General features: G+C 56.0%; 22 protein-coding genes. 10 read left to right on the top strand and 12 right to left on the bottom strand.

Annotation, left to right across the window (positions count from 1 at the left end; translation table 11 throughout):
* Both I9182_RS19940 and I9182_RS19935 read left to right on the top strand, forming a co-directional pair.
* Window positions 1-827: AraC family transcriptional regulator (locus I9182_RS19940; RefSeq protein ID WP_209599419.1), on the top strand; the 827-nt coding region annotated here is incomplete at its 5' end.
* Between the two features lie 192 nt (window positions 828-1,019).
* Window positions 1,020-2,198 carry an acyl-CoA dehydrogenase family protein gene (locus I9182_RS19935; protein WP_170367322.1) on the top strand — a complete coding sequence of 393 codons (1,179 nt, stop codon included), beginning with the start codon at window positions 1,020-1,022 and terminating at the stop codon, window positions 2,196-2,198.
* A gap of 320 nt (window positions 2,199-2,518) precedes the next feature.
* On the opposite strand, the gene I9182_RS19930 is transcribed toward I9182_RS19935, so the two are convergent.
* On the bottom strand, window positions 2,519-3,448 hold the full coding sequence (locus tag I9182_RS19930; protein WP_170367323.1) for a LysR family transcriptional regulator: 930 nt from the start codon (window positions 3,446-3,448) through the stop codon (window positions 2,519-2,521).
* A 90-nt stretch (window positions 3,449-3,538) separates the two neighbouring features.
* On the opposite strand from I9182_RS19930, the gene I9182_RS19925 reads away from it, so the two are divergent.
* Together I9182_RS19925 and I9182_RS19920 are read left to right on the top strand one after the other, a co-directional pair.
* Window positions 3,539-4,267, top strand: a complete 729-nt coding sequence (locus tag I9182_RS19925) for a pirin family protein (RefSeq protein ID WP_170367324.1) — start codon at window positions 3,539-3,541, stop codon at window positions 4,265-4,267.
* 18 nt (window positions 4,268-4,285) lie between these two features.
* Window positions 4,286-4,876 carry an isochorismatase family protein gene (locus tag I9182_RS19920; protein ID WP_170367325.1) on the top strand — a complete coding sequence of 197 codons (591 nt, stop codon included), beginning with the start codon at window positions 4,286-4,288 and terminating at the stop codon, window positions 4,874-4,876.
* Between the two features lie 257 nt (window positions 4,877-5,133).
* On the opposite strand, the gene I9182_RS19915 is transcribed toward I9182_RS19920, so the two are convergent.
* The 3 genes from I9182_RS19915 to I9182_RS19905 form a co-directional block, all read right to left on the bottom strand.
* Complete coding sequence (locus I9182_RS19915) at window positions 5,134-6,558, bottom strand: aminotransferase class V-fold PLP-dependent enzyme (RefSeq protein WP_170668411.1); 1,425 nt, start codon at window positions 6,556-6,558, stop codon at window positions 5,134-5,136.
* A gap of 476 nt (window positions 6,559-7,034) precedes the next feature.
* Window positions 7,035-7,922, bottom strand: coding sequence for a sterol desaturase family protein (locus I9182_RS19910; RefSeq protein ID WP_170367327.1), 888 nt, complete (start codon window positions 7,920-7,922; stop codon window positions 7,035-7,037).
* 39 nt (window positions 7,923-7,961) lie between these two features.
* A complete protein-coding gene (locus tag I9182_RS19905; protein ID WP_170367328.1) occupies window positions 7,962-9,002 on the bottom strand; it encodes an AraC family transcriptional regulator in 1,041 nt (346 codons plus the stop codon).
* Between the two features lie 166 nt (window positions 9,003-9,168).
* On the opposite strand from I9182_RS19905, the gene I9182_RS19900 reads away from it, so the two are divergent.
* The gene (locus I9182_RS19900) at window positions 9,169-9,993 is read left to right on the top strand and encodes a sterol desaturase family protein (RefSeq protein WP_170367329.1); all 825 of its coding nucleotides are present in this window, start codon (window positions 9,169-9,171) and stop codon (window positions 9,991-9,993) included.
* Window positions 9,994-10,015: 22 nt separating this feature from the next.
* Entirely contained in the window at window positions 10,016-10,666 is a 651-nt protein-coding gene (locus I9182_RS19895; protein WP_170367330.1) for a class I SAM-dependent methyltransferase, read from the top strand.
* Between the two features lie 277 nt (window positions 10,667-10,943).
* Here I9182_RS19895 and I9182_RS19890 read toward each other — a convergent pair whose 3' ends face one another.
* From I9182_RS19890 to I9182_RS19875, 4 genes are all read right to left on the bottom strand, one after another.
* Window positions 10,944-11,801, bottom strand: coding sequence for a DUF302 domain-containing protein (locus I9182_RS19890; protein WP_170367331.1), 858 nt, complete (start codon window positions 11,799-11,801; stop codon window positions 10,944-10,946).
* Between the two features lies 1 nt (window position 11,802).
* On the bottom strand, window positions 11,803-12,192 hold the full coding sequence (locus tag I9182_RS19885) for a DUF4345 domain-containing protein (RefSeq protein ID WP_170367332.1): 390 nt from the start codon (window positions 12,190-12,192) through the stop codon (window positions 11,803-11,805).
* Window positions 12,193-12,319: 127 nt separating this feature from the next.
* The gene (locus I9182_RS19880; RefSeq protein ID WP_170367333.1) at window positions 12,320-13,882 is read right to left on the bottom strand and encodes an arylsulfatase; all 1,563 of its coding nucleotides are present in this window, start codon (window positions 13,880-13,882) and stop codon (window positions 12,320-12,322) included.
* A 981-nt stretch (window positions 13,883-14,863) separates the two neighbouring features.
* On the bottom strand, window positions 14,864-15,298 hold the full coding sequence (locus I9182_RS19875) for a helix-turn-helix transcriptional regulator (protein ID WP_131726293.1): 435 nt from the start codon (window positions 15,296-15,298) through the stop codon (window positions 14,864-14,866).
* A 353-nt stretch (window positions 15,299-15,651) separates the two neighbouring features.
* Here I9182_RS19875 and I9182_RS19870 point away from each other — a divergent pair, with 353 nt between their 5' ends.
* The 4 genes from I9182_RS19870 (at window position 15,652) to I9182_RS19855 (ending at window position 19,857) form a co-directional block, all read left to right on the top strand.
* Entirely contained in the window at window positions 15,652-16,746 is a 1,095-nt protein-coding gene (locus I9182_RS19870) for a site-specific integrase (protein WP_058281578.1), read from the top strand.
* A gap of 174 nt (window positions 16,747-16,920) precedes the next feature.
* Window positions 16,921-17,841 (top strand): hypothetical protein, encoded by a 921-nt coding sequence (locus I9182_RS19865; RefSeq protein WP_170367309.1) that lies wholly within the window; start codon window positions 16,921-16,923, stop codon window positions 17,839-17,841.
* A gap of 19 nt (window positions 17,842-17,860) precedes the next feature.
* Entirely contained in the window at window positions 17,861-18,289 is a 429-nt protein-coding gene (locus tag I9182_RS19860; protein ID WP_082643591.1) for a plasmid mobilization relaxosome protein MobC, read from the top strand.
* Window positions 18,283-19,857: a relaxase/mobilization nuclease domain-containing protein gene (locus I9182_RS19855; RefSeq protein ID WP_170367310.1), complete on the top strand. Its 1,575-nt coding sequence runs from the start codon at window positions 18,283-18,285 to the stop codon at window positions 19,855-19,857. The genes I9182_RS19860 and I9182_RS19855 overlap by 7 nt, the downstream gene beginning before the upstream one ends.
* 815 nt (window positions 19,858-20,672) lie before the next feature.
* Here the strand turns inward: I9182_RS19855 and I9182_RS19850 are convergent.
* From I9182_RS19850 to I9182_RS19835, 4 genes are all read right to left on the bottom strand, one after another.
* Window positions 20,673-21,053 carry a hypothetical protein gene (locus I9182_RS19850; RefSeq protein WP_170367311.1) on the bottom strand — a complete coding sequence of 127 codons (381 nt, stop codon included), beginning with the start codon at window positions 21,051-21,053 and terminating at the stop codon, window positions 20,673-20,675.
* 114 nt (window positions 21,054-21,167) lie between these two features.
* The gene (locus I9182_RS19845) at window positions 21,168-22,346 is read right to left on the bottom strand and encodes a carbohydrate porin (protein WP_170367312.1); all 1,179 of its coding nucleotides are present in this window, start codon (window positions 22,344-22,346) and stop codon (window positions 21,168-21,170) included.
* Window positions 22,343-23,107 (bottom strand): DUF3299 domain-containing protein, encoded by a 765-nt coding sequence (locus tag I9182_RS19840; RefSeq protein ID WP_170367313.1) that lies wholly within the window; start codon window positions 23,105-23,107, stop codon window positions 22,343-22,345. Before I9182_RS19840 ends, I9182_RS19845 begins: the two co-directional genes overlap by 4 nt.
* A gap of 26 nt (window positions 23,108-23,133) precedes the next feature.
* On the bottom strand, window positions 23,134-24,546 hold the full coding sequence (locus I9182_RS19835; RefSeq protein WP_245222760.1) for an amidohydrolase family protein: 1,413 nt from the start codon (window positions 24,544-24,546) through the stop codon (window positions 23,134-23,136).

Below are 24,546 nucleotides of genomic sequence, written 5' to 3'. Positions count from 1 at the left end.
CCGCAGTTGAGACCGGTGATGAGATGATGGGGCTTTGGAGCAGACCCGTCCGGCCGAGGGCCCTACAACATCTTCTGACCACTGTCAGGGAAGCCACGTCTCTTGCATCGGCGCTCTACCGGTTTTCAACGTTCTGGAACTTGCTGCTGGATGATTATCAGTTTGATCTGGAGGACGCCGACAACGCGTTGGTGCTTACCCTGAAACCACAAGGTGACGTGCCGCTTCAGCGGTTTGGACATATGCTGATCCTCAAACTTGCCCACGGGCTTTTGTCTTGGTTGGCCGGGCACGAGGTTCCGGTCAGGGGCGTCGATTTCGCATTTGACCGCCCGGACTTTGATCAGGATTACGCGATCATCTTTCCCGCACCGCTACGGTTTGGCCAACCCGCCACCGCCATCGCGTTTGACCCGAATGCACTGGGTCCAGTGCAGACTCGAAGTACAGCTGATCTTGACCGGTTTTTGCAAAACGCGCCGCGAGACTGGATTTTTACCTCTTCCCGCGAACACACCCAATCGCTGCGGGTGCGCACGTATCTGGGCCAAACGGGATGGGACGCGGCAACCCTGACCCAGACAGCATCCGCAATGCACATGACCCCGCGCACCCTGATCCGCAGGTTGCAGTCGGATGGGACGTCGTTTCAGGCGATCAAGGATGCCCTGCGGCGCGACATCGCGATCCGCGATCTACAAGCGGGACGCAAAAGCGTTGAGGCCATCGCACATGATGTCGGCTTTTCCTCGGCTGCCAATTTCCACAGGGCCTTTCAACGCTGGACCGGCAGTACACCCAGCGCATATCGCAAATCACATACATAAGCGGCCATTTGTCACTTTTGGACAATTATCTGTCAGCACACGAGATAGAGCTTAACGGGCTGGCTCGCTAAATCTTGCCGCATAGAAGCATTTTCAGCTGAAGTTTCGCCTTCATAGCTCATCAGTCTGGCCATCCACGATTGCCGGGTTGTGGCGTCATCTGAGAACAATCGCCATTGAAAGGATCCACCAATGTCAGACAAACTCGCCACCATACTCCAGGCCGCACGCGACCACGCCGAGCAGGTCATCCTGCCCAATGTGGACGCTTGGAACGCCACGAAGATATGGCCCCGTGATGCGTCGGACAAGGCCGGGGCCGCTGGCCTGACCGGGCTCTACGCCCCCGAAGAGTTTGGCGGCCAGGGCTTGCCACTTTCAGAGGGCATTCAGGTCTACGAACAGCTGGGGCTCGGAGATGGCGCTTATGCTTTTGCCCTGTCGATGCATAACATCTGCACCTTCGCGGGCTGCGGTTATGGCACAGATACCTTCAAGGAAAAATGGGCACGGGATCTGACCTCGGGCCGCAAACTGGCGAACTTTGCACTGACCGAACCGCAATCCGGATCGGATGCCACAAACATGTATTCGCGAGCCGTGATCAATGACGACGGCACATGGACGATCAGCGGTGCGAAGGCATGGGTCAGCCTGGCGACCGAGGCTGATATCTATTTCACGGTGGTCAAGACCAGCAATGAGCCCGGCCACAAGGATATGGCGATGATTGCCATCCCGGCCGACACTCCGGGCCTCAGCTTTGGTCCGCTCTACGACACCCCGTCCTACAACTTCCTGCCTCTGGCCGAGATGTACATGGACAAAGTCGTGGTGAGCGAAGACAATATCATCCTACCCATTGGCCAGGGCCTGCAAGGCTCACTCATGGCGATCGATATTGCCCGCGTTTCGATTGCATCAGGATGCTGTGGATTGATGCAAGCTGCATTGGATACGGCGCTGTCCTATTCCAAGAACCGCAAGATGTTTGGTGGCAAGAACCTCGATCTGGACGGGATCCAGTGGATGCTGGGCGAGGTTGCAACCGATCTTGAAGCCTCCAAGCTGCTTTATCGAAAGGCGGCAGAATCCCTTGGCACGCCCGAAGGCCCTCTGATGGCCGCTCATGCCAAACGGTTTGTGCCAGATGCCGCAGTGAAGGCTGCGAACACCTGTACGCAAGTGTTGGGCGGCATGGGTCTGCTGCAGCCTTATGGTCTGGATCGTTTGTCCCGCCTCGCGCAAATGCTGCGGATTGTGGACGGGACAACCGAAATCAGCCGTGTAGTTATCGGGCGGGCCCTGCAAAAACGAGCGGCGACCTTGCCTGATCTGCCAGTACCGAAAGGATTTGGTGAGACCGGCTGAACATTCCAACCCGCCGGAGAAACGGAACCGACCTGAAAATCTCCTCAGAGATCGGTAAAACTGAAAGACCAGCCGCGCATATGCGGCCGGTTACTCGATATTTCAGACCTTGGTGCAAACGCAGCGAATTCACACTTTGTCCGCATCCTGTGAATTCGCAGACGTCGAGATTTTGCATTTGCAGCGAATGGCAGGTTCGACGGGCCGCGCCGCAGCAGGTCGACCAGTCGGTGAATGTCCGGAATGGGCCGTTCCTATCGGCTGACTTGGAGGGAGGCAGGCCTAATCGTCACGGTGCCAAACCGAGCTTTGGTAAGCTGTTAGACTTTCTCGTATTGAAGCTCTGTCCCCAGGAAGCCGTTGTTGCCGCATGCATCCAGGATATGGCGCCGTACCGCCGCAACCTGGGGAGCAGCCAAACGTTCAGGACGGCAAAGCAAAGTCAGTGCCACTGGATCGGCAGACCAGTCAGGGATCAGGCGCACGAGATTGCCAGCTTGAATATGCACCTCTGTCAGCAAGGACGGGAGCAGTGCTGCTCCTTGCCCGGCAAGGACAGCTGCAAATGCAAGCTCCATCGAATTGACGCGCAGGCCGATCGTCGGCTCGATGATCTCCTGTTGCCCTTCCTTATTTCGAAACGCCCATTTGCCGGATTCTTGGGTGCGCAATACACAGGGCAACCTGGCCAAATCAGCAGGCCGAGAGAGACGGGGCATCCATTCTGCAAAGGCCGGGCTGGCAAGAGGCGCGCGCTGCGCGGACGGCAGGGCAGCCGAAATAAACCGCCTTTTATCTGCAGGGCCGGTTCTGAAGGACAGATCTATGTCCTCTGCCGCAAAATCCGATTTTGAATCATCGGCATGCAATTCAAGTTCGATAGCCGGGTAGCGGGACCGAAGGCCTGCCAGAAGCGGGACAAGCACGGTGCAAAGAAGACTGTTGGGTCCTGAGACTGACACCCGTCCTGCAATCTTCCCGCTTCGGACGAAGCCAAGCTGCGCCTCGGCCTCAAGCGCTACATCCACCGGGCCTGCGCAAATCTCGAAAATTCTGCGCCCAGCCGCGGTCGGGGCCACCGCCCGCCCAGACCGGTCCAGCAGGACCAGCCCCAATTCGGCTTCAAACAACGCCAGCTTTTGGCTGATCGCCGACTTCGTGGTGTTCAGCTCCGCAGCTGCCGCGCTCATCGACCCGGCGCGCACAGTGGCCACCAGGGCCTTGGCGCAGGAATAGAATCTATCGTTCATAAATCCGAACAGTAGTTAACAAACAGATCATTTTCCAGAACGAAAGAGATCCCTAAATTCTATCTCAGCGAACAGGCCAGGAGATGAGAAATGCAGACGGAGATGGTCTATCACCCCGCCGCGACCCGTGAGTTCAAGGACTTCGGCTTCATGCAGGCGCATCTGTCGTTCAAGCCGCACCTTGCAGAAGGGCGCCGGCGGTTCGGCCCGCTGATCACAATTGACGACGGCACGCTTGCACCGGACGCCCAAGGCTTTGGCCTGCATCCGCACCGGGATGTCGAAGTCGTCACCTTCATGGTGAGCGGAGAGGTTTCGCATATCGATCCGGTGGTGCCCGTTCACAACGGTACTGTGAAGTCGAAAGGTCTTCAGGTGATCACCGCCGGTACAGGCATCCTGCACAACGAGGTGAACAACTCGCGGACGAAGCCAATGCGTGCGCTGCAAATCTGGTTCGAGCCGCGGGCCAGAGGCCTGGCGCCGACTTATTCCAGCAAGGAGCTGGAAACCTCGGACCACAGCAACCGGTTCCAGCTGGTGCTGTCGCCAGACGGCGCCGAGGACTCACTTGTCGTGCAGCAGGAGGTGCGCCTTAGCTACGGCAACTTCGACCGCCGCAGCGTGCTGAACTTCAGCCCGTCCAGCCCTGACCGCAGCCTCTACATCTTTATGATCGAAGGCGAGGCAACTGCTGCCGGCCGCGCCCTCAGGAAAGGGGATGGGCTGGGACTGCTCCGTGCCGGGGACGTGGCGGTTGAGGCTGCAGCCGGCGCTGAGCTCCTGATCTTCGAACTGCCCGCATCCGAAATCTCTTAACCAGGAAAGGACATCAACATGACCTCCAAAAAAGTGACCCCCGAAAACGCAGCCATTGTTCTGATCGACCATCAGGTTGGCACCATGAACTGGGCAAAGTCCGTTGACCGCGATCTGATCGAAGCCAACACACGGGCCCTGGCGCGGACGGCGGCGGCGCTTGGCATGCCGCTGGTGCTGACTTCCAGCATGGAAGACAACATGCAGGGGCCGCTGATGCCCGCGCTGGAAGAGATTGCCCCGGATGCCTTCGCCGCGCGGATCAAGCGCCCTGGCGTGGTGAACTGCTGGGATGACAGCGCCTTTGCCGCTGCCTGCCGCAACACCGGGCGCAGGCATTTCATCATGGCAGGCATAACCACTGACGTGTGTCTTGCCCCGCCTGCGATCAGTGCCGCCGAAGAGGGCTTTGCCGTGACCGCAGTGGTTGATGCTTCCGGGTCTCCCACTGCGCTGACGGATGAGATGGCGTTCCGCAAAATGGAGCGAGGCGGTGTCGAGCTCACCACAACCAGCGCGCTGCTTGCGGAACTTTCGGTCAATTGGGCCAGCGAGGCCGGACAGAAAATCATGCAGATCCTCGGCGAGGAAATCCTGAGCCGCGGATAGGCTCTCTGCCTCATTGAAAGTAATGCGAGAGCGGCCGCCTCATTCATGGGGCGGCCATTGAACTTCGCAGGTGTTGCCAACTTCGAGAAAAAGCTCCCGATCAGGCAAAAAAAGGAGCTTGAAAACGGCTGCTATGGGCCGGCTGCGCAGGGGGTGCCAGGCGGGTCGAAGGGTTGCTCGCAGTGACACCGAATGGCCCATTCGAGCCCATTGAAGCTCATTAATGCCTGACTGCAGCAATAAAATTTCTGGCCAAATCAGAAAACGCCAGCAGCACAAAGACGATAAGCTTCAATGATCTCGGATGACAGAAGATCAGCATCCTCTTCCCTCATATCGTATCCGATTACAGAGGCTCGAATGATCTTCCGACCCGCCCATTCGCCGTGGGTAGGGTATACCTTTCCATTGTCTTGAACGCGCTGAAGGACCCGCATGGTCAGATCGTTGCCATCCGGCCCCTCGCCGCAGCAGATTGCGACCTGATTGCTGTGGATCTGGTTCAGAACTGTCAGGCCGGGCTCGTTCGAAACCGTTCGGGCAATTCGCTCCGCCAGGCGGCAATGGCGTGCTACCAGTTCGCAAACTCCCGTCCGGCCAAGGTGCCGAAGTATCGCATAGCTCGGGACACCTCTTGCACGCCGGGAGAGTTCCGGCGTTGAATCACTTGGTTCCCAATGCTCTGTTGTTTCCGGGAGATAGGCGCCGCGGGCAGACATTGACGCAACGAGCGGCGCCCGGTCGCGCACGATAACCATGCCAGCATCGAATGGAGCATTAAGCCACTTGTGCAGGTCTATCGCCCAACTGTCCGCTTCAGCAACCCCCTCCAACCGGTTTGCCAGTTCGGGTACAGCAGCGAGCCAGAGCCCGAAAGCACCATCCACATGAACCCAGCCGTTCCGCTCGCGCACCATTGGGATGAGCTCGGCAAACGGGTCGAAGGCGCCGGTGTTTATTTGACCTGCCTGCAGGATGACAAGCGGCGGGCTGCTGCAGCTGTCCAGGGCAGCCCGGAACGCATCCGGCTTTATCCTCCCTTCGCCGTCCGCCGTGACGATGTTTGTCCGGCCCGCGCCAAAGCCAGCATAACGCAGGGCAGCGAATGGGGCGGAATGCGCATCCTGCCCGATCAAAACGGGAATCTCGGGTGCCGAAAACAGCCCGTCAGCTTCAACATTCCACCCCTGGGCAGCCAGCAGCGCATTGCGTGCGGCCATGACGCCAACCATGTTTGCCACTGTGCCGCCGGTCACAAGACCGGCTCCGCTTTCGGGCGGCAGTGACAGCAACTCTATTACCCAGTTGCAAACAGCGCGCTCCATTCCGGTTATTGCAGGCGTTTCAAAAGATGAGCCCGCGTTCTGCCCCCAGGCTGATACCAGAATGTCGGCGGCTACACCGACGGGATGCGACGCGCCGAGGACATAGCCGAAGAAGGTCGGCCCCGCCATTTTGTGCAGACCGCCTTCAGAAAGTTGCACGATGTCCCCGATTACCTCACTTTCCGGCACCCCCGTTTCAGGAAGAGGGCCCAAAAAGCGGCTGGCAGCTTCACCAAGTCCCAAGACAGGCCGGGCCGGCCCATTTGGCAGTTCCTCGCGGTAGGTTTTGGCTGCCTTGAAGGCCGCCTCTAAAGCTTGCGCCTGCCCTTCACTCAAACCTCGCCGCACTCGTCCCATCTCAAATACCCGCTACCAGAATACTATCCGTGGGAAGGTAGCATGGATTGCACCGGAATGCCTTTGTTTACATGTGGCCAAAGAGCGTTTCGCACCGGCCGAGGCATTGGTTGGATAGAAATGCTGCATCTGGTTGCTAATGGCCGCTTTGGCGACCGCTGCATGCGGCGGCGGGTTGTGACGAATGTCGGCTAGGCGTGTCTGGATTGCCGCTTGGCTTTGCAATGGAACTTGAGCGCGAAGTATTGATCGCGCCTTGAACTCGATAGGTCCACTTTGTCCGCGATCCGAGAGTTCGAACCAGGTCAAATTTTGCGGCTGCAGCGAATGGCGGCAATGCGGGCTGCCGATGCGGCATCCGAGCGGTGCCCTGGATGTCGGCTCTGGGCCGTTGGAACCCATTTTAACGAATGCCGCACACTGACTGACGACGATATTGCGCCGAAAAAGGTCATTGGTTCAAGACTTTCAGTCTACTATTCGGTGCTTGGCTTGGTTTGCTCGGATGAGGCGGATGATGATCGCTTCCGATGGCTTCGGGCGTCGAGCGCACCTCCGCTCGCCGGGCCGAGCAGGGGCTGAATGAGCATCCGGTCGAGCCAAAGGTCGCGGCGTGTGCGAAACTGCTCGATACCGATCTCCATACCCTTGTGCCCCTTCGTAGGTTGCGCGACGTAAGTTCCCAACAGCCGGTCCCACCACGGTAAATTGAAGCCGAAATTCGAGTTGGTCTCACGCGGATCGACGGAATGGTGCACGCGGTGCATATCCGGGGTCACGACGATCCATCTGAGCATACGATCCACCGGGCGCGGAAGATCAACGTTGGCGTGATTGAAAAGCGCCGTCGCGTTGAGGATGACCTCGAACAGCAGCACGGCGACAGCAGGCGGCCCTACGGCTGCAACGACCGCAAGCTTGATCCCCATCGAGATGAGGATTTCCACCGGGTGAAACCGCAAGCCCGTGGTGGCGTCGAAATCGAGATCGGCGTGATGCATCCGGTGCAGCAGCCAGAGCCCCGGTACCGCGTGGAACATCACGTGCTGAAGGTAAATCGCAAGGTCGAGAAGAAGCATCGAGACCACGATGGCGACCCAAACTGGCGCATCCACGTTGTTGAAAAGCCCCCATCCGCGCTCTTCGGCCATCACCGCAAGGCCAACCGCGAGGATCGGAAAGGTCAGCCGCAGGATGGCCGTGTCAAGCACCACGAGCGCCAGATTATTTGTCCATCGCAGAACGCGCGGAATATCCCGTCTGCGCCGGGGTGCTGCAACTTCCCACAGCGCCATCGCAGCCAGAACGCCCAGAAAAGCGACGAGGCGGATGGCTGGCTCTGCTGCGAGCATTGAGTCGGACATGGAAACTGACTTTCTCGACTACTGGTCGCCGCTGAGATGTTACAATTTCTCGGCGACTATTGCACCATGCAGGTTGCGATACTCAGTCGGGGATTGTTGGTGTTTCTCGCGAAACGCGCGATTGAACGGCCCGACGGACGCGAAACCGACGTCGTAGGCGATTGACAGAACCGGTGTGTCTGCTTGTGCGGGATCGGACAAGATCACACAGGCTGCTTCGATCCGGTGCACATTGACGAACTGCGCGAAGTTGCGATACCCGAGCCCGCGGTTGATGGCACGCCTGACCCGGTGTTCCGGGGCATCCACCGCCGCCGCGAGCGCCGAAACCGTCAGACCTTCCTTCCGCCAGATACCTTGCGCCATCGCCGCATGAACCCTTTGCAGAACCGCAGTATCGGCGTTCGAAAGGGGCGCGGCGGTGCCCGGGTTGGGTTCTTGGCGAGGGGGCCAAAGATCGGGGGCGATCCGGGTCGCCCAACACAAGAACAGGCCCGTAAGCACCAGAAATCCCGACGCATGGAGCGGATACATCACTTGTGGCAGATCCGCATCGAGCTTAAACAATTCGACCACCGAGATACCGAGGCCAGCAAGGGCCATGAACGCAACGAACCACCTTCGAAACCGGCGGCGGGTCTCGACCAGATCGCCGACGCCGGTAGAAAGCGCGATGTAGAGCAATCCCGCATAGAGCAAGACGACAAGGATGCCTCGAAGGACAGACAAAGCCGGCAGAACCGGCGCAAGCCAGGCCGCGCCAGCGACAATGATGGCCACCACGCCATGCCAGGGGCGATAAACCGGGCGGTCCAAGAATATCTCCGCTCCGGCCCAGATCGTTAGAACCGGCACCACTCCGGCGATCATGACAAGTACGTTTCGCACCCAGGTTTCGGAGATTCCAAGGTTCGGCGACGACACAAGCAAGTAAGCGCCAAGTCCAAGACAGAGTGCGGGCACCGACAAGCCTCTGGGCCAGGCAGTGCGATTGGCCAGAAAGATCAGCGCGCAAATCACCAGCGACGTCACCGCGCCGCCCCTCAACAAAAGGTCCAATGTTACTGCCAGGTCCTGCATGGGACGAGCGAAACCCAGACCGGTGAGGCGGTCAACCGGCTTCGACGCGCCGATTCCGAAGAAATCTCGCCGATTTCGGAAATAACCAACCGGTTTCCAAAGATGGCAAGCGCAAACCTCCGATGGGCCCGAAACTCTCGGTCAGCATTTCAGACTGGAGACCATCATGGAAGATCAATGCATTTACAGCTACCTCGCTGGGATATTCTCGGGCGTGCTCGCCACGGACTTCCTGCGATATGCGATTGGCGCTGGCGGCGTCTATCTGATCGTGAACATGACGCTGGCCGCGCGCCTTCGGTCGCGCAAAATCCGGGCCGACTCACCGCCGGGTGCGCAAATCGTTCGTGAAATCCTCGCGAGCCTGCGGACGGTACTGGTCTTTGCCCTCAACGGCACGCTGATCGTTCTGGGGGCCGAGGCGGGAGTCGTGCCTATCTATACTGAGATCCAGACCATTGGGTGGCCCTATCTGGTGTTCAGCACGGCGGTCCTGATTGTGGCTCATGATGCATGGTTCTACTGGTCACACCGGCTGTTGCATTATCCGCCGCTCTACCGGCGGTTTCATCGGCTGCACCACCGCTCGCATAACCCGACGCCTTTCACCTCTTACAGCTTTGACCTGGGTGAAGCGGCCGCGAACGCGATATATCTGCCGTTGATCCTGCTTGTTCTGCCGGCCCATCCTGTGGCCATCCTGATCTTTGTTACGCATATGATGCTGCGGAACGCGATCGGACATTCGGGGTACGAGCTTTTCCCGGCCAACCGGAACGGCCGACCGCTGTTCGACTGGATGACAACCGTCACCCATCACGATCTGCATCATGGCCATGCTGGCTACAATCTCGGCCTCTACTTCACGTGGTGGGACCGGCTGATGGGGACAGAACATCCGGACTATCACGATGCTTTTCGAAAGGTCGCCTGTCCCATCCCATCGCCGCGCATCCGTGCGCCGCAGCGCATTTCCGAAACCTCCGAGTGACATCGCCAAAGGAGTGACAGAGATGACAAACCCAGAATTCATCGCCCGTCAGAGCCGCCGACCAACAGGACTGCTGGGCGTACTCGTTGCGCGCGTCATGGCGCGAGAAACACGCCCAGAAAACGAACGCGCCTTGCAGCTGCTCAACCTCGCAGACGGCGACCGCCTGATCGACATCGGCTGCGGCCACGGCGAAACCCTGTTCTCGGCTAATGCAATGGTGCGCCTTTCGGACAGCGCAGGTGTGGATTTCTCCGGGGTGATGCTGAGGCGTGCCCGCGCCAGAAACCGCGACGCTGTCTGGGACACCCGCATGACGTTTCACTGCGCGGACACGTCAGAACTGCCTTTTTCGGACAATCGCTTCGACAAAGCGCTATCGGTGCACACGATCTATTTCTGGTCGGACCCGTCGGCCCACATCGCCGAGGCGTTTCGCGTCCTTCGGCCCGGCGGTACCTTCGTACTTTGCTATCGGTCAACGGCCGACAAGCGGGCTGTGAACGGCTTCCCCGACACCGTCTACCGTTTCCCGAATATTCAGCAAGTTGAAGAGGCGTTTTGCCGGGTCGGGTATCGTCCGCCCGATACGCTTACCGAGACCATCGCCGGGCGTCTGACGCATTGGAGCGTGGCGGTGAAGCCCGAAAGGATGGACAGCAATGCAGGCTGAAGCTCTTTGGTCAATGAAAGAAAAGACCATTCTATCCCGCGCCTTTGGAGCAGCAGCAGTGGTATCTTTTGCGCGTGCAGCGAATTACCGGAATGCGGACTGCAAACGCAGAAACGTGGACCCAGGTTCAAGGTCGGCTCAGGGCCGTTTATGAGGGATGCTAAGGCGGCATCCGGTGGGATGCTGCGTTTGCCCCAACGGCGGCAGAGAGCCCAAGGCTGACGACGAAAAGACAGCCAATCGCTATTGGGTTTCTATTGCGTTTTCTAAGCAGCGGCTACTCAATTGCCGTCCGAAATGTATCCGTCAGCCGTTTGTTCAAACCGTGATGAGCTTCGGCTGAAGAACCGTAGTGCAACTCTGCCAAGGCAGCGATGTCATTGAAAATGACTACGGAGCCGCCTTCTTCATTCGCGTAAACCAATAGTTTTTGGCAAAAGGCATCCAAACCAATTGCCGGAAAGTCCGCCATAGCCACACCACCGGGCGCTGGTCCGCCGAACAGTAAAAGTACCGCCTCCGGCAGGTCCACCCCCAGTTGGGACGCTTCGGTCGCAAAATCGATTTTCCCAAACCACACAGTATCGTCCTGCTCCATCACTGCTTTACTGAGACGTTCCACTGCCTTTGGTACGCTGAGCTGAGATCGCAGTTCGATAACCCCATAGTCGGCAAACAATCCGTTAGTCGGCCCTGGTGCTGCATCCAAGTCGTTCAGGACTTCGAGCAGCTTGCTCTCAAATGTATTTAACGCTTGGGTGTCATTCAGACCATGCCGCACTTTGAGAAACTGAGAGTCTGTATAGGCGATCTGCGGGCGATCATCCTGATCGAATGAGAGAACGCGAAAAGGAAGGTCCAGACCTGCACGTATGTTCTCCTCCAGTATAGGTGTGTTTACCTCTGGATCAGAGAAAACGAGTACACGAGATGCTGGCATTTCGACGCCTTCGGCCTTGGCCAGGCGCGCGTGATCTATCGATGCAATTGGAGCAGCTCCCGCTTCGGAAACGGCAGTCTCAAGCTCTAAGAAGTTTTCGTCCACAGTGGTCTGGACAGATGAAGATTGTGCAAAAGCGGATGCCGAAACTGATAAAGTTGCGATCATCGAGAAAACAAAGCCAGACCTCACCATTTTACCACTTCCTGTTTCCTCGTACTTTTTTCAGAGAAACCGCCGCCAGAGTTGCAAAAGCTATCTCGGCTGCAAGATAAAAGAGAAGTACCCCGTTCGGAACTCCATCGATAAGGATGCTTAGTATGCGCCCAACGGCCAGTCCTGACATAAACAAAAATAGAACCCACAGCGCGGGGCGTTGTAACTCTGGTTTCGAAGCAGCCGCCAACCAAAACAGCGCGTTTGCCATGTAAAGACCCATAATCGCTCGGAACACGTGGGTTTGGTTCGTGCCTTCCACCGGAAATCCCAGCAAAACTGGGATCGAACTACCCGGCATCAGGCCATATGATAACGCAATTGGCACGAGGCCGACGGCAGCAAGCAGAAGGACTAATCTGGCACTCATGGAGGACTCCTTCTCGTAGAGGTGTCGCTTTGTTGCGAAATTCCTAATCGGCTTTTTGGGGCATCCGAAGATCCGAACCGGATGCCCACGCTGCGGTGAGAAGGGCGTATTGCAAGCCTCGCTTTTTCTACTGAGAGATGCCGCCTTCGGTTGATGTCTGTTCTTCAACATGGTCTTGATTGGCTACCGGCTTCCCCCGCGGAGGGAACTCCTCGAAGGTAGCGAGATGCGCCTGCACTAGCCGGGCGGCTGGACCGAATGCCCACATTTTCTCGCCCATCCAGCGGACGTACATCCCGCTTTCCTCCGCAGCTTTCTCGTAAGGATCGCGGCGAAGGTTGAAAAGCAGCGGGGCGACCAACTCTTCCTTCGGGCCTGACCAGCCGTGGTTTTGAACGACAAAGTGCGCTTTCCAATCGTTGTAGCGTACGGCTTGGAGATCCGTACCCTGATAATAAATCAGCTCGCGGCGATTGCTCTCTGCATCCTCACCGGTAAGGTAAGATAGTTGATTGTAGCCATCGAGGTGTACTTTGTACCCTTCATAACCCTCTAAGAGTTTTTCTCTTAGGTCTGTGGGGCCTCCCGCCGCGGCTACAAGTGTTGGCATCCAATCCATGCCGCTGAAGATACCGTTCAAAACCTGTCCTTCAGGGATTTTGCCAGGCCAGCGAATAATCGCAGGAACCCTAAAGCCACCTTCCCAGGTAGTACCCTTTTCCCCATGAAACGGTGTCGTACCTCCATCGGGCCACGTCAGTGTTTCCGGGCCATTGTCGGCGGTGAACATCACTATGGTATTATCGGCAACTCCCAGATCCTCAAGGTGGCTGAGAACGTTACCAACGTTGTTGTCCAACTCCTTCATGACAACATCCTGAAGTCCACGCCCATTGCCCAGCATAGCTTCGTATTCTGGGCTAAGATGGGTCCAAACATGTGCACGGGCTGGAGCCATCCAGACAAAAAACGGAGTGTCCGACTCTACTGCACGAGAAATGAAGTCCTTCGTGTAAGATGTCACTTCGTCATCCAAAGTCTTTTGGCGCTCCGGAGGCGCAGGCCCGTCATCTATGATGCGCTGCTTCCCGACTTTTCCAAAACGCGGGTCGACTGTTTCGTCTTCTTCTTCTGTTGCAAAAGAATGAATGATGTTGCGAGGCGCAAATTGCGCGTTGAATTCTGGGTCGTCTGGCCAATCCGGATCAGACGTATATTCCATAGCATTCAGGTGATAGAGCCAACCCCAATACTCGTCGAAACCTTTTGTAGTCGGTAGGAACTCGTTGAGATCGCCCAAGTGGTTTTTACCGAACTGGCCCGTCGTGTACCCCAACTTTTTCAAGAACATTGGAAGCGTCGGATCATCTGGATTTAACCCTATTGGATCCCCCGGCAGCCCTACCGTGTGCATACCAGTCCGAATAGGCAACTGTCCGGTCATGAAGGCTGATCGACCGGCGGTACAACTTGGCTCGGCATAATAATCTGTGAGACGAGCACCCTCAGACGACAGGCGATCCAAGTTCGGCGTCTCAATGCTTTTGACACCTCCGTGGTAAACGCCGACGCTCGCCCAACCTACGTCATCTGCCATGATGACAAGAATGTTGGGCGGGGTATCTTCGTCGGCCCAAGCTCCAGTGAAAGCAAAGCAAACCGCGCCCGCTACTGAGACAAGCTTGTTCATTTAGACCTCCCGACACGCTATTTCTTACCAACGATAGGAAAAACATCGGCTTGGAGGAACAGTCTATTTTGTTAACTTTTTAGGCTCAGCACTTTATTTTAAGTCATTTCTTCGGCCGCAAAGTCCGCTTACCGGACGTATGCAGGCGCAGAGTTCAAATGGCTTAGCAATGGCAGGTCAGGGCTCAACGAGCCTGTCGAGGCGCTGAATATTAGCCTGAAAAAATCTCTTATTTTCAATGATCCTAACAGGGCAAACACGCGCTGCAACCAAATGTTGAAGTACAAGTTCCAGGGAATGCAAATCCTAAGCCCGAGCGAAAGGCCGCAGCAGTCTGCAAATAAATCGATAGAACTAAAACTCATGCTTCCATCATACTTTTGAGGGAACCAGTCTATCCAGAAGCATCCGGACTTGAGTTCAAGATTAGATTTCTGTGTTCCAGATAGACTTGGAGAGAGGAGTTTTGCAGAAATTCAGTAGCATCATTGGTTGGGCGCGCAAGTCTTGCTTCTATAAACGCAAGAATACACACAACAACAAGCCCGGCTAGTATCCAAAGGTACGCGAAAAGCCCTAGCAGATCTGGGCTGGTAACTTGAACGGCTATCGGAGGGGTGAGAAGAAGAATTGTAAGCATCAAACCTTTTTTCAACTTCTTCTGCTTCTGCAAATAATCCGTAGATATTTCCTCAACCTCATGCTCCAGCCTACGCACCCATGACAAGTACTCGTCTTCTAGTTGGCCACGTAAATAATGGCCGCAACGACAAAACTCTCTAGAAAGATACTCAATCCCTCCGCAGGCCTCACATTCCGTGGCATTCGGGCAACCTCTAGTCGGCCTAACTCCGTTGGAGCTTCCAGGTTGGTACGGTGCATCAAGTTGGGTCTCTTCTAGGATGCTATCTACCTTGCCCAACACGCCCACTTTGCGCGGCCTCAATTGCTCGGCTTTTCGCAAAACTTCGTTCTCTAACATCAAGCGACTAACCTTAAGATGGTGTCAATTCTGGCTATATCGGGCACTTGGTTAAGGCCCTCAATCGTTTCGGGGCTCAGAGCTTCTTTGAAAAGAAAATCTATAGCGTCCCATTTCTTTTCGGGTGCTACAACAAGGCCGCGATTAATTATTCTGTGCTCAACTGCGATTCCAAGTTTACGATAGGCATGCGCCATTTCCGAATGTCGGCGGCTTTTGCCTTCAGCAGTGTCCCCTTCGAGCATCCAGAGCGGATCGACATCGAATTCTTCATAAACCTTCAGAAGTAGGGTGGCGGTTAGGTCGCGTTGGCCACGTTCATAGTACTGATATGCACTTCGACTGATGCTAAGTCGTTGCGCCATTTCTTCTTGTGACAGACGCGCCTCGGTTCGGACAGCCGCAAGGCGCACCCCTAGGTCAGGAACAGTCATGATGTACCTTTTTGTGGTTGCATTGACCACGATTATGGTTATCTCTATTCAATGTAACCGCTCATAGAGGCATTTAGTTCGTTTTAGGTAGCATTATCGTAGTTTTGTTTCGATCTGAACGCAAAACGAAAATTTTGCCTCGATATGTGTGCAGTCATTGAGGAGTTGAAATTGCAAAAAATTCTCGAGACACCAAGGGAATTAGCTGAACGAGTGGGCATCCCCGTTTCAAACGTTCGCTATCTAATCCGCGAAGACATGCTGGATCATATTTATACAGCCCCAGGCCGACGAAACCCCAAGATTCCCAATGGTGCGTGGGAACGATACCTCGATCAATTTACGGTGAAAGCATGCCCCGCAAACCGACCCCGCCCCGCCTTGCACGCGACCGAAAACGCCTCGCCGATGGCAATTGGTACATCTACTGGACCGAAGGGGGACGCAGCCGTGAGCACTCGACTGGCACTGGGGATCGCGACCAGGCTGAACTCTACTTCGCAGAATGGAAGCTAAGGCGCTTCAGGCCGGATCGCGCGGTCGAGCCACACGAATTCTATGTGACTGACGCAGTTTCGCACTATCTGGCGAAGCGATTTGACGACGTTACTGACCCGGAGCGTTTGGCCAATGCAGCAAAGCCAATCATCAGGTTTTTTGATGGCTATGCCGTGGGCGATATCAACGATGTGCTCATTAAAGAATACTGCCAGAAACGCCGGAAGAGCCGTCGAGACAAGGGGCTGAAGGACGGCACCTTGCGAAGGGAGCTCAGTTTGCTCTCCACTGCTATCCGGCGTGCCGAGGAAGATCAGCTAATCACGCGCAAAATAACGGTCCGACTACCTCCGAAACCCGAGGGTCGTATCCGATTCCTGACATGTGATGAAGCGCTAAGGCTAATCCGGGTATCGCGGAGCTTCGATACGCCTCTGGAGGATGGCGTGCCGACCGAGTCAAAGACTGAGCACCTGACTCTGTTTCTTAGGATCGGATTGCTGACCGGCCAGCGAAAGGAGGCGATCCTATCCTTGCGCTGGTCTGATATCGATTTTCATAGCAACATCATCTACTGGAACCCCGTTGGACGGCGCCGCACGAAAAAGGAACGCCCGAGTTCTAGGCTGCCTGCGCGTCTGAAGAAGCACCTGCTATGCCGACGAAGGCGGTTTCCGGTAGACGAATTCGTAGTCACCCATCGCGGCAAGTCACTGCAGAACGTCAAACGCGCATTTAGGACTGCCGTTGTGGCGGCAGGCTTGGAGACCGAGGGGGACCGAAAAGTCGTTCCACACACTCTGCGGCACACCTGTGCGACCTGGCTAATGCAAAAGGGGGCGCCCAAGTGGGACGCCTGCGGCTTCCTGGGTATGACCCACGAAACGCTTGAGAAGAACTATGGGCATCATCACCCTGATCACCAGAGAGGAGCGGCGGATGCAATCTGATATCCAGATCGTTTCCGGATATAGATCGGTACAAACGTGAACAAAGGAACAGTGAAATGATAGTACATTACAATAATTACAATGGGTTAAAGTCAGGCCCGTTCCTTCGGGAGGCAGGGGTCGGAGGTTCGAATCCTCTCACTCCGACCAATAAAATCAATCAGTTAAATACGAATGAACTGCGCCGCCGCCGCAGCATACCCGGATTTTGTCCGGATTATTCTGTTTTCAGGGTCTGGTTTCCGAAGAAAAGTGAAAGAAAAACCGCTGAGGGGGCGGCCACCCACCTCAACGGTAATGCAAATTTATCTGCACGAACGGAATACCAAATTCGCAGCCGGTCCGCAATCGCGGGAGGCGCATATGTCTAGGCTCAATCGCTTTGAATGGCTCAAGGCCGTTCTGCAATGCGCTGACCTCAACTCGTCAACTAAGGTAGTTGCCTCAGCGCTTTCGGTACAGTTCGCCAACGACAGGACCGGCCAACTCAATCCCTCACTAAAAACGCTTGATGAGTTCCTGGTCGGAATGTCGCTAGCAACCATCAAACGCTGCCTCAAACAGCTTGTCGAGTTCGGTTGGCTGTTTCGAACTGAAGGGCGTGGCGCAGGCAATCACACAGAATACGACCTTCGCTCCCCAACAAAAATCATCCCGTTTCGCCGGAGGAAAAAGGATGCACCGATGAGCCTTTCAGAAGGGCGAAAGGGTTCGCCCGTGAGAGACAAAGGGCGCATGGGTGATCTTTCCTATATAAAGAAAGAACAATCCATAGAACAAAACCTCGCGCTTGAGCCGGATCTGCCGAATGGTGGGCCATCCGACTCGGCGCGCGTGGGCAGTGCGCAACCCGAATTCGTCTCGCGCCAATCTTTCGGCTGCCGCCAATGGGAGCAGTTCACCGAACGAATGTTTGGTGCTTGGATCGACCGGGTACTTCCTGAAGCCATCGAAAACAACGAGCGCGGCTACTGGCTCCCCGGCAGGTTCCCTCCAACGAACAAGAACGAGTGGCCCGTGTTGCGCAGCTGGCTCATCACCGAAGGCTGGACCCTGTTTGCACCATCGAAGCAGGAACTGTGCCATGCGGTCTGAGCAAAGAGCAAGGCGACCCATGTCATACGCTGGCGCTGCTGACACGGGACCTTGCGAGGGGTGGCAAGCCTCCCCTTCGAACCCCACCGGCGGAGGCACGCCGCCCGCCAAAGCGCCGCTCACCGAGACCTTCGTCTTTCGATGTAGCGTTGCTGAGAAGGCTGAGCTTCGCGCCAAAGCCGAAGCTGCCGGAGTATCTGCCGCGACCCTCTTGCGCGAAGCCTTGGGTCTGACGGAAGCACGTCGTCGCAAGCCTGCGCCTCGCGTCGACCCCGCTCTGGTCCTGGCACTAGGGCGCATTGGCGGTAACCTCAACCAGGTTGCGCGGGTTGTGAATCGGGCGCTTTTGATTGGTCGGGTTGACATGGATACGCTGGCCGTCGCCCGACAACTGGTTGTGATTGAACGCCAGCTTACCAAGATCCTTGATGAGGCACGACAATGCTGATCAAGTTCTTTCCCAATGGCAAAGGCGCGGGTGCTGGTCCAGTTGGCTATCTCGTCACGCGTGAGGTCTTGGCCTATGACTCCAATCGCGATCTAATCCGCGATGCTGATGGCCAGCCCATGACGGTCATACGCGATCCTTTGCCTGAAGTGCTGCGCGGCGATTCCACCCGCACCGAGGCCCTGATCGACGCCAGTCGCAATCAGTGGACCTACCGCGCGGGCGTCATCAGCTTTGCCAGCGAGGACGCACCCACCGAAGCCCAGCAGGTCGAAGTCATGAACGCCTTCGAGGCACTGGCATTCGCTGGTATGGACAGTGAGCAATTCGACTTGCTCTGGGTCCGGCACAGCCACGAAGACCGAGTTGAGCTGCATTTCTGTACACCGCGTTTGGAGCTGACAACCGGTAAAAGCCTCAACATCGCGCCACCTGGCTATCGGACAGCCTATGACAGTCTGCGCGACTTAATGAACAAGACGCACGACTGGGCCGATCCGATGGATCTGGAACGCACACAGGAGGTTCAAGCCACCGTTGAGGCCCCAACTAGGGCACAGGGCCGCGAAGAACTCCACGAATGGATCTTAGACCAGATCAGCATCGGCACCATCACCGACCGCGCAAGCATGGTCGATGCCCTGACCGACGCAGGTTTCGATATCCCCCGCGTAAGCAAAAATTACATCACGGCCAAAGACCCCGACACAGGCGAACGCTGGCGATTGAAAGGAGAGATTTTCCATGACGACTGGCAAGCCGACCCGGCTGAGCGAGAAATTGAACGCGGACTTGGACAAGATCCGAAAAGAGCACGCCGCCTTGATGGATTCTCAATTGCAGAGCTTCAGGAGCGATATTCAAGCATGTGTAACACTCGCGCGGAATACAATCGAAGCCGATACCCGCACGTTTTTGGATTGGAGCGGGACGACCTGGCAGAGTCACATCGACAAGATCAAATTCCTGATTCAGATCTCACCTTGGGCGGTGATAACGGCCTGTATGGTGTTGATCGCAGCAACCTTAGGACTGACTTTTCTGTGGAGCTGGAAACTCTCAACGATAGCCGCCTCGACGCAGCTAGAGAGGTTGGGCATCCAGGCGGTACTTCACGAGGGAGCGACTTATTTGATCCTGCCGCCAGAAACATCAAGCATGCGCACCTGTTCGGTGGCGAGCCGATTGGTTTCTTGCATCAGAGTGGAGCCAAACTAGATGGACCAATCCCTGACAGCCTTGGAGCGAGATTTGCTCGCGTGCGTCGAGCAGTTGGTGACGGCTTGCGAGACCTCCGCCTCGGAATTGCGCAATTTGGAAGAACGCTCGACGACCGGGATCGAGGCCAGGCTAAATGGCTTAACGCAGTGCATCGAGCTGCTGATGAAATCACATCTCAAGTCCGTAGCTACATTGGCCGACTTGCTGACCGAAGAACAGAACTACACCACGCTGGAAGAGAACTTGCAGACGAGTTTGAAGCTAGCGAGAGCCGCCGAAACTCTGCTGCAAGAGAGCTGAATCATGGGCTGCTTGAACGAGACCAAGACTACGGCTTCCATCTTTGATCTGAAGGAATGACGATGCCCACTCATCACGAACGCTTCACCATGAGCTTCCGCCAATCCTGCGCCTGCGGGATTGACTACAGAGAATTTGAAAGAGTCGACTCGCTACCGAAAGGCATTCCACTAGTTGCAATTGCAGGGGTTTGGGGCGATTGCTACAACTTACGGTGTCTGTTTATGGACACTGACGGAAATCAGTATTTGCGGAATGTGTTCAGGACCAAAAACGGCTACTTGATACCAGAACTTGGGGTCGATGCGAAAATGATCAAAATAGGCCAAGTTGTTCTAGCCTAGCGCTCAACTGCGTATTCTCAGTGAATTGACGCCTGAATCCCAATAAAACTGCCGCCCAATCCCGTTAAGAACGTGCATCCAGACCGATGACCCTCGATCGCCGTGCCACAGGCTACTTGGCAGGAAGGCCACCAAGCAGACCTTCGCTGCGGTGGCGGCACTGATCATCACCAATGGCAGCAACGGTGCAAAAGTAGACTTTGCATATGCGCAGAAAGCAGACTTTGCAAAGTCCGGTTGACCACATTGTCCACCAAAGGCGACAGTTCTGCTTCGCGACTGGGCTATACATAGCCCTCAAAGCGTATTGTTTGCGGGACTTCAGTTGCACCGTTTTCCTGAGCGAGTAGGGCGCGTGCTGACGAAAAGGTAGCAAGCGCAAAAAGAACAAGAAGGGCCTTTATCATCGTAGCGCCTCGGATCCGGGTTTTGAACTTGGGCCGGGGTTCACAAATGATCGCCCCGGCCAGCGTCAGGACAAACGAGGTAGTTCTTGCCCTGAAACATCGTACTTTCGTCTAGTTGAGAAGATCACCGACGATGCCGACGGCATCGACAACGGTAGACAGATCATTCGTAACTTCGAGGACTTCGCCATCGACCTGAATGTAGCGGTTTCCTTTGCCGGGCTCCCCCAGCTTCCATTTGGAAAGGTCCCCAATTTCTTCGAACTCCAGATCAGATGGGAGCTTGGCACCGCGCGTGTAGCGCTTGATCTGGCCAGGCGGCACAGCCTTTGGGCCTTTGCCGGGTTTGTCTTCGATCTGAATGCTGACATCACCGTTCTTGCCCCCCTTGTTCGGCTTTTTACCCTTGTTGTCTTTGGCATGGGCATCGCCGCCTCCAAGGATGAAAAACACAACTGCTAAGGCTGCGAGAATTCCGTAGGCGATCTTCATAGATTGTTCCTTTGCTTCCCAACTTCATTCGACCGGCGTTGAAAATTCCGGCACGCGCTTGATCTCTCTTAGTTGCCCTTTGGCACACCCCTTAGTGACTGCCTTCACCCCGCATTAGAAAACTATCCGGGTTCTTAGACCGAACAGGGTAATCCGGTCCTGATCGGGATTTAGAAGCGGGTCGGAAATGAATTGTACCGATGGCGTGATCTGCAATCCGGGTGAGATTGAAAAACGGTAGAAAGCTTCAAGCGTGAACTGATCGCCATCTATGCCTCTTGCTTCGGCCCAGTTTAGGCCCAGACCGGCCAAATCGGTGTTGCGACCATAGTAACCGAGACCGGCAGAAATCGACCGTTCATAAAGCGCTGCGGTCCCCTTCGAGGCCCCAGCCCGAAAGAACGGCATCCACTTATTGTCAACAAACCATGCGGCAGAAAACGCAGCGCCGTAATCTTCTGGACGGCTACCATCGTCAGCCGCATCCGCATGCCAGAGAGTCACATGGACATTGTCAAAATAGATGCGATCAAAGCCGGACGTGTACCCAAGCTCGAGTGATTTGAAGAGATTGCCATCGCTAAACACATCAAAATTTGGATCGGACGGGTCGGCGTTTGCGTCTGAGATGCTCGTAATAGCGTAGAAGTTTTCGCTCAGCTTTATCCCGCCAGCAATTCCAAGGCCTTGATTGGGCGCGTTGATTGTCGGATTGGTGTTGAAAGACAGGTTCTGAAAACCACTGTAGGGGCTCACCAACCCGTAGATATCCACAAAGTCCGTTACATCGATCTGCCCGACTTGCAGCGTCCACGAGCCGTCCTCGGCCCTTTGGGTCCAGAACAGGTTGGTCAGCAGCAAACCATTATCGTTGAAGGCTGTCCCCGTGATAGAAAGCGCTCCGCCATCCAGACCGAGAAATTGCGGGGCAACATCCGTGTAACTGTGCCGGTCTTCGATCTTGAATGTCAGAGAACCCTGTTCAGTTGCCTGCCAACTGCCGTAGAACCGCGCAATTCCGCTGGCTGCTTCGCCGGTTCCCAGATCAGCATCCGTGGTTTGGCCCAATGCCAGGTAGTCAATGTTGAACCGAAAACCACCCTCAGCCAGTCGGTCTTTCCACTGAAACCAACCCGGTGCGATGTTGCGTGGAAAATCGGAACGATATTGCGGATCGGTGAGCCCGTCTCCGGGCGCAAGATCAGCTTCGACTGAAGATGGCCCGGATAGTCCCTGAGCCGACGCTGCGCCAGCAAAAGCAATGCTCAATGCGGCAACCAGAAGTCTTATCATTTTGACGCCTGTGCCCCACCGGTCTTGCGATTTCCCGCCGCGCGGATGCGATCAGCAGCACGCTGCTGCCATTCCAACCTGTCTGCCTCGGTTTCCAGAGTTTCGACACGTTCCGTCTCTAGCTGGAAAGTCGCATTCATAGGCATGAGGCCGTCAACAACCATCATATTCTGAACAGAAGGATCGATGGTCAGCGTGCCTGTCAGCCGAACGGGTTCGTGGAAATAGCTAGGCGCCCAGTCCCCGTTCAACCGCACACGGATCATCTGGTTAGGCGGAGGTGGAGGCATGTGGCTGCACATCCCTCTTTCTGGCACCAAATACGCCACAGGCCGGCCGTCCGGATCGCTCGGAGCAGGAATGGCAAAGCCCGCGAGTGTGATTGTTCGGCCGTCGAATTGCGCGTTTCCGCTCGTTCCAGCCTTTCTTCGCCGCTCAGTCACGACCTCTCGCTGATCGAGTAGCCAGTCGACATCAATCCCATCAGCCGCCAAGGCATCCTCAGTCTCGGTCAGAAGCTCTTGCCATTTCTGCCTCTCTTCTTCGCTGCCACTATCCTGCTGTAACCTGCCGCGCAGCCGTACGACGTAAAGGACATCGTCGAATTGTTCGGCGCTAAGTTCGCGATAGGGGTCTTCAAAGACCTGCGCAGACGGATCTGGCAGGTCTGCCCAGTCCAACGCGGTTCCAGGCGTCGCCGCAGCATCATAACCGCACAAAACCAACCCTGCGAATACTGCGGAGCAAAACCAATTTCGCATGAATGCTCTCCGGCTGCTTTATCTGGTCAATCCAGTGTGTTTTTGTAGATCACACCGTCCTTCATGATCAGGCGGATTGTTTCCGGGCTGTCCGGCCTCGGGTCCGCACCAAACCACTGATCACCTGTTCCAACGACCGAGAAGTCTTCGAGGGGGTTGCCGTCTATCAGTAGGATGTCGGCATAGGCGCCTTCTTCGATCACACCCAGTTTGCCTTCTGGATAGGGGTTCATGAAATCACCGCTAAGTGCCGCGATCTCGCCGCCTACCGAAGTCAAGGTTACCATCGACGCATAGGGGCCGAAGAAATGGTTGTTCAGATGCTTCTCGTAGGCGATCTGAATGTTGCACGCCTCGACTGAGCCCACGCAATCGGTTTGGAACCCGCGCGGCGCCGGGCATTCCTTCATGCTGGGAATATAGGCTTCGAAGGTCGCCGAGGCCGATTTGGCTTTCCTCAAACTGTTAGGGTTGTTTTTCACGGACGGAACGTCAAGAAGGCCCGGATCAAATGCCGTGATGTTCGTCGTGATGTACGCTCCTTTTTCTTTCATCAAAGCAGAAATTTCGCAGTCAAAGTGAAATCCGTGTTCAATGGTTCTAACCCCTGCATTCAGGGCATTGATGATCGCTTCTTTGCGGTAGGAATGTGCCATGACATAGGTGCCGTACTCGTTGGCAACCTGAACAGCAGCCTCGATCTCTTCCTTCGAACCGGCGAGCAACTGCCATGGATCGAATGCCGAAATCACCCCACCTGATTGCATGAACTTCAGTTGCGTGGCACCCATGCGCAAGTTGTTACGGCCATACATGTAAATTTCGTCAACACCGTTGACCTGTTGGGCCATATTCAGAGTGCCAAAGTTGGTCACCCCGCCCGGCGGAGATGTGAAAGATGCGAAGTCGGCATGGCCGCCGCGCGTCCCGAGAAATGCGCCGGAAGGATAAAAGCGGGGGCCGACGATCTGGCCTGCGTCTATGGCACGCCGCAGCCCGCCACCAGCGCCCCCGGCATCGCGAACGGTCGTGAAGCCCTGCATCAGGTACATTTCGGCCATCCGTGTCCCGTGGATGGCGAAATCCTCCCAGGTCGAGTTGGTTTCCATCTCGGCAATCGATGGCCCCATGAGCATCAGGTGCGCGTGATTCTCGATAAAGCCCGGTGTCAGAGTGCGTCCGCCACCGTCGATAACCTTCGCACTCGGCGCATCAATGGCATCGGTTGAGACGGACTTGATCAGATTGCCCTCGACCAGAACACTGGCATTCTCAATGCGTTGCTCATTCACACCGTCGAAGACATGCACGTTGGTAAACAGCGTTTGGGGTTCTTCTTGATCCTGAGCCTGCGCGGTCGTCGAAAAAGAAAGAACTGCCGCGACAATTGCCGTCGAGCAAAGAGACATTCGTAAGCCGGACATAAGTACTCCCTTCAT

This window comes from Ruegeria sp. HKCCSP351 (assembly GCF_017872535.1).
Classification (GTDB): domain Bacteria; phylum Pseudomonadota; class Alphaproteobacteria; order Rhodobacterales; family Rhodobacteraceae; genus Ruegeria.
This window is presented reverse-complemented; position numbering and strand designations above follow the sequence as displayed.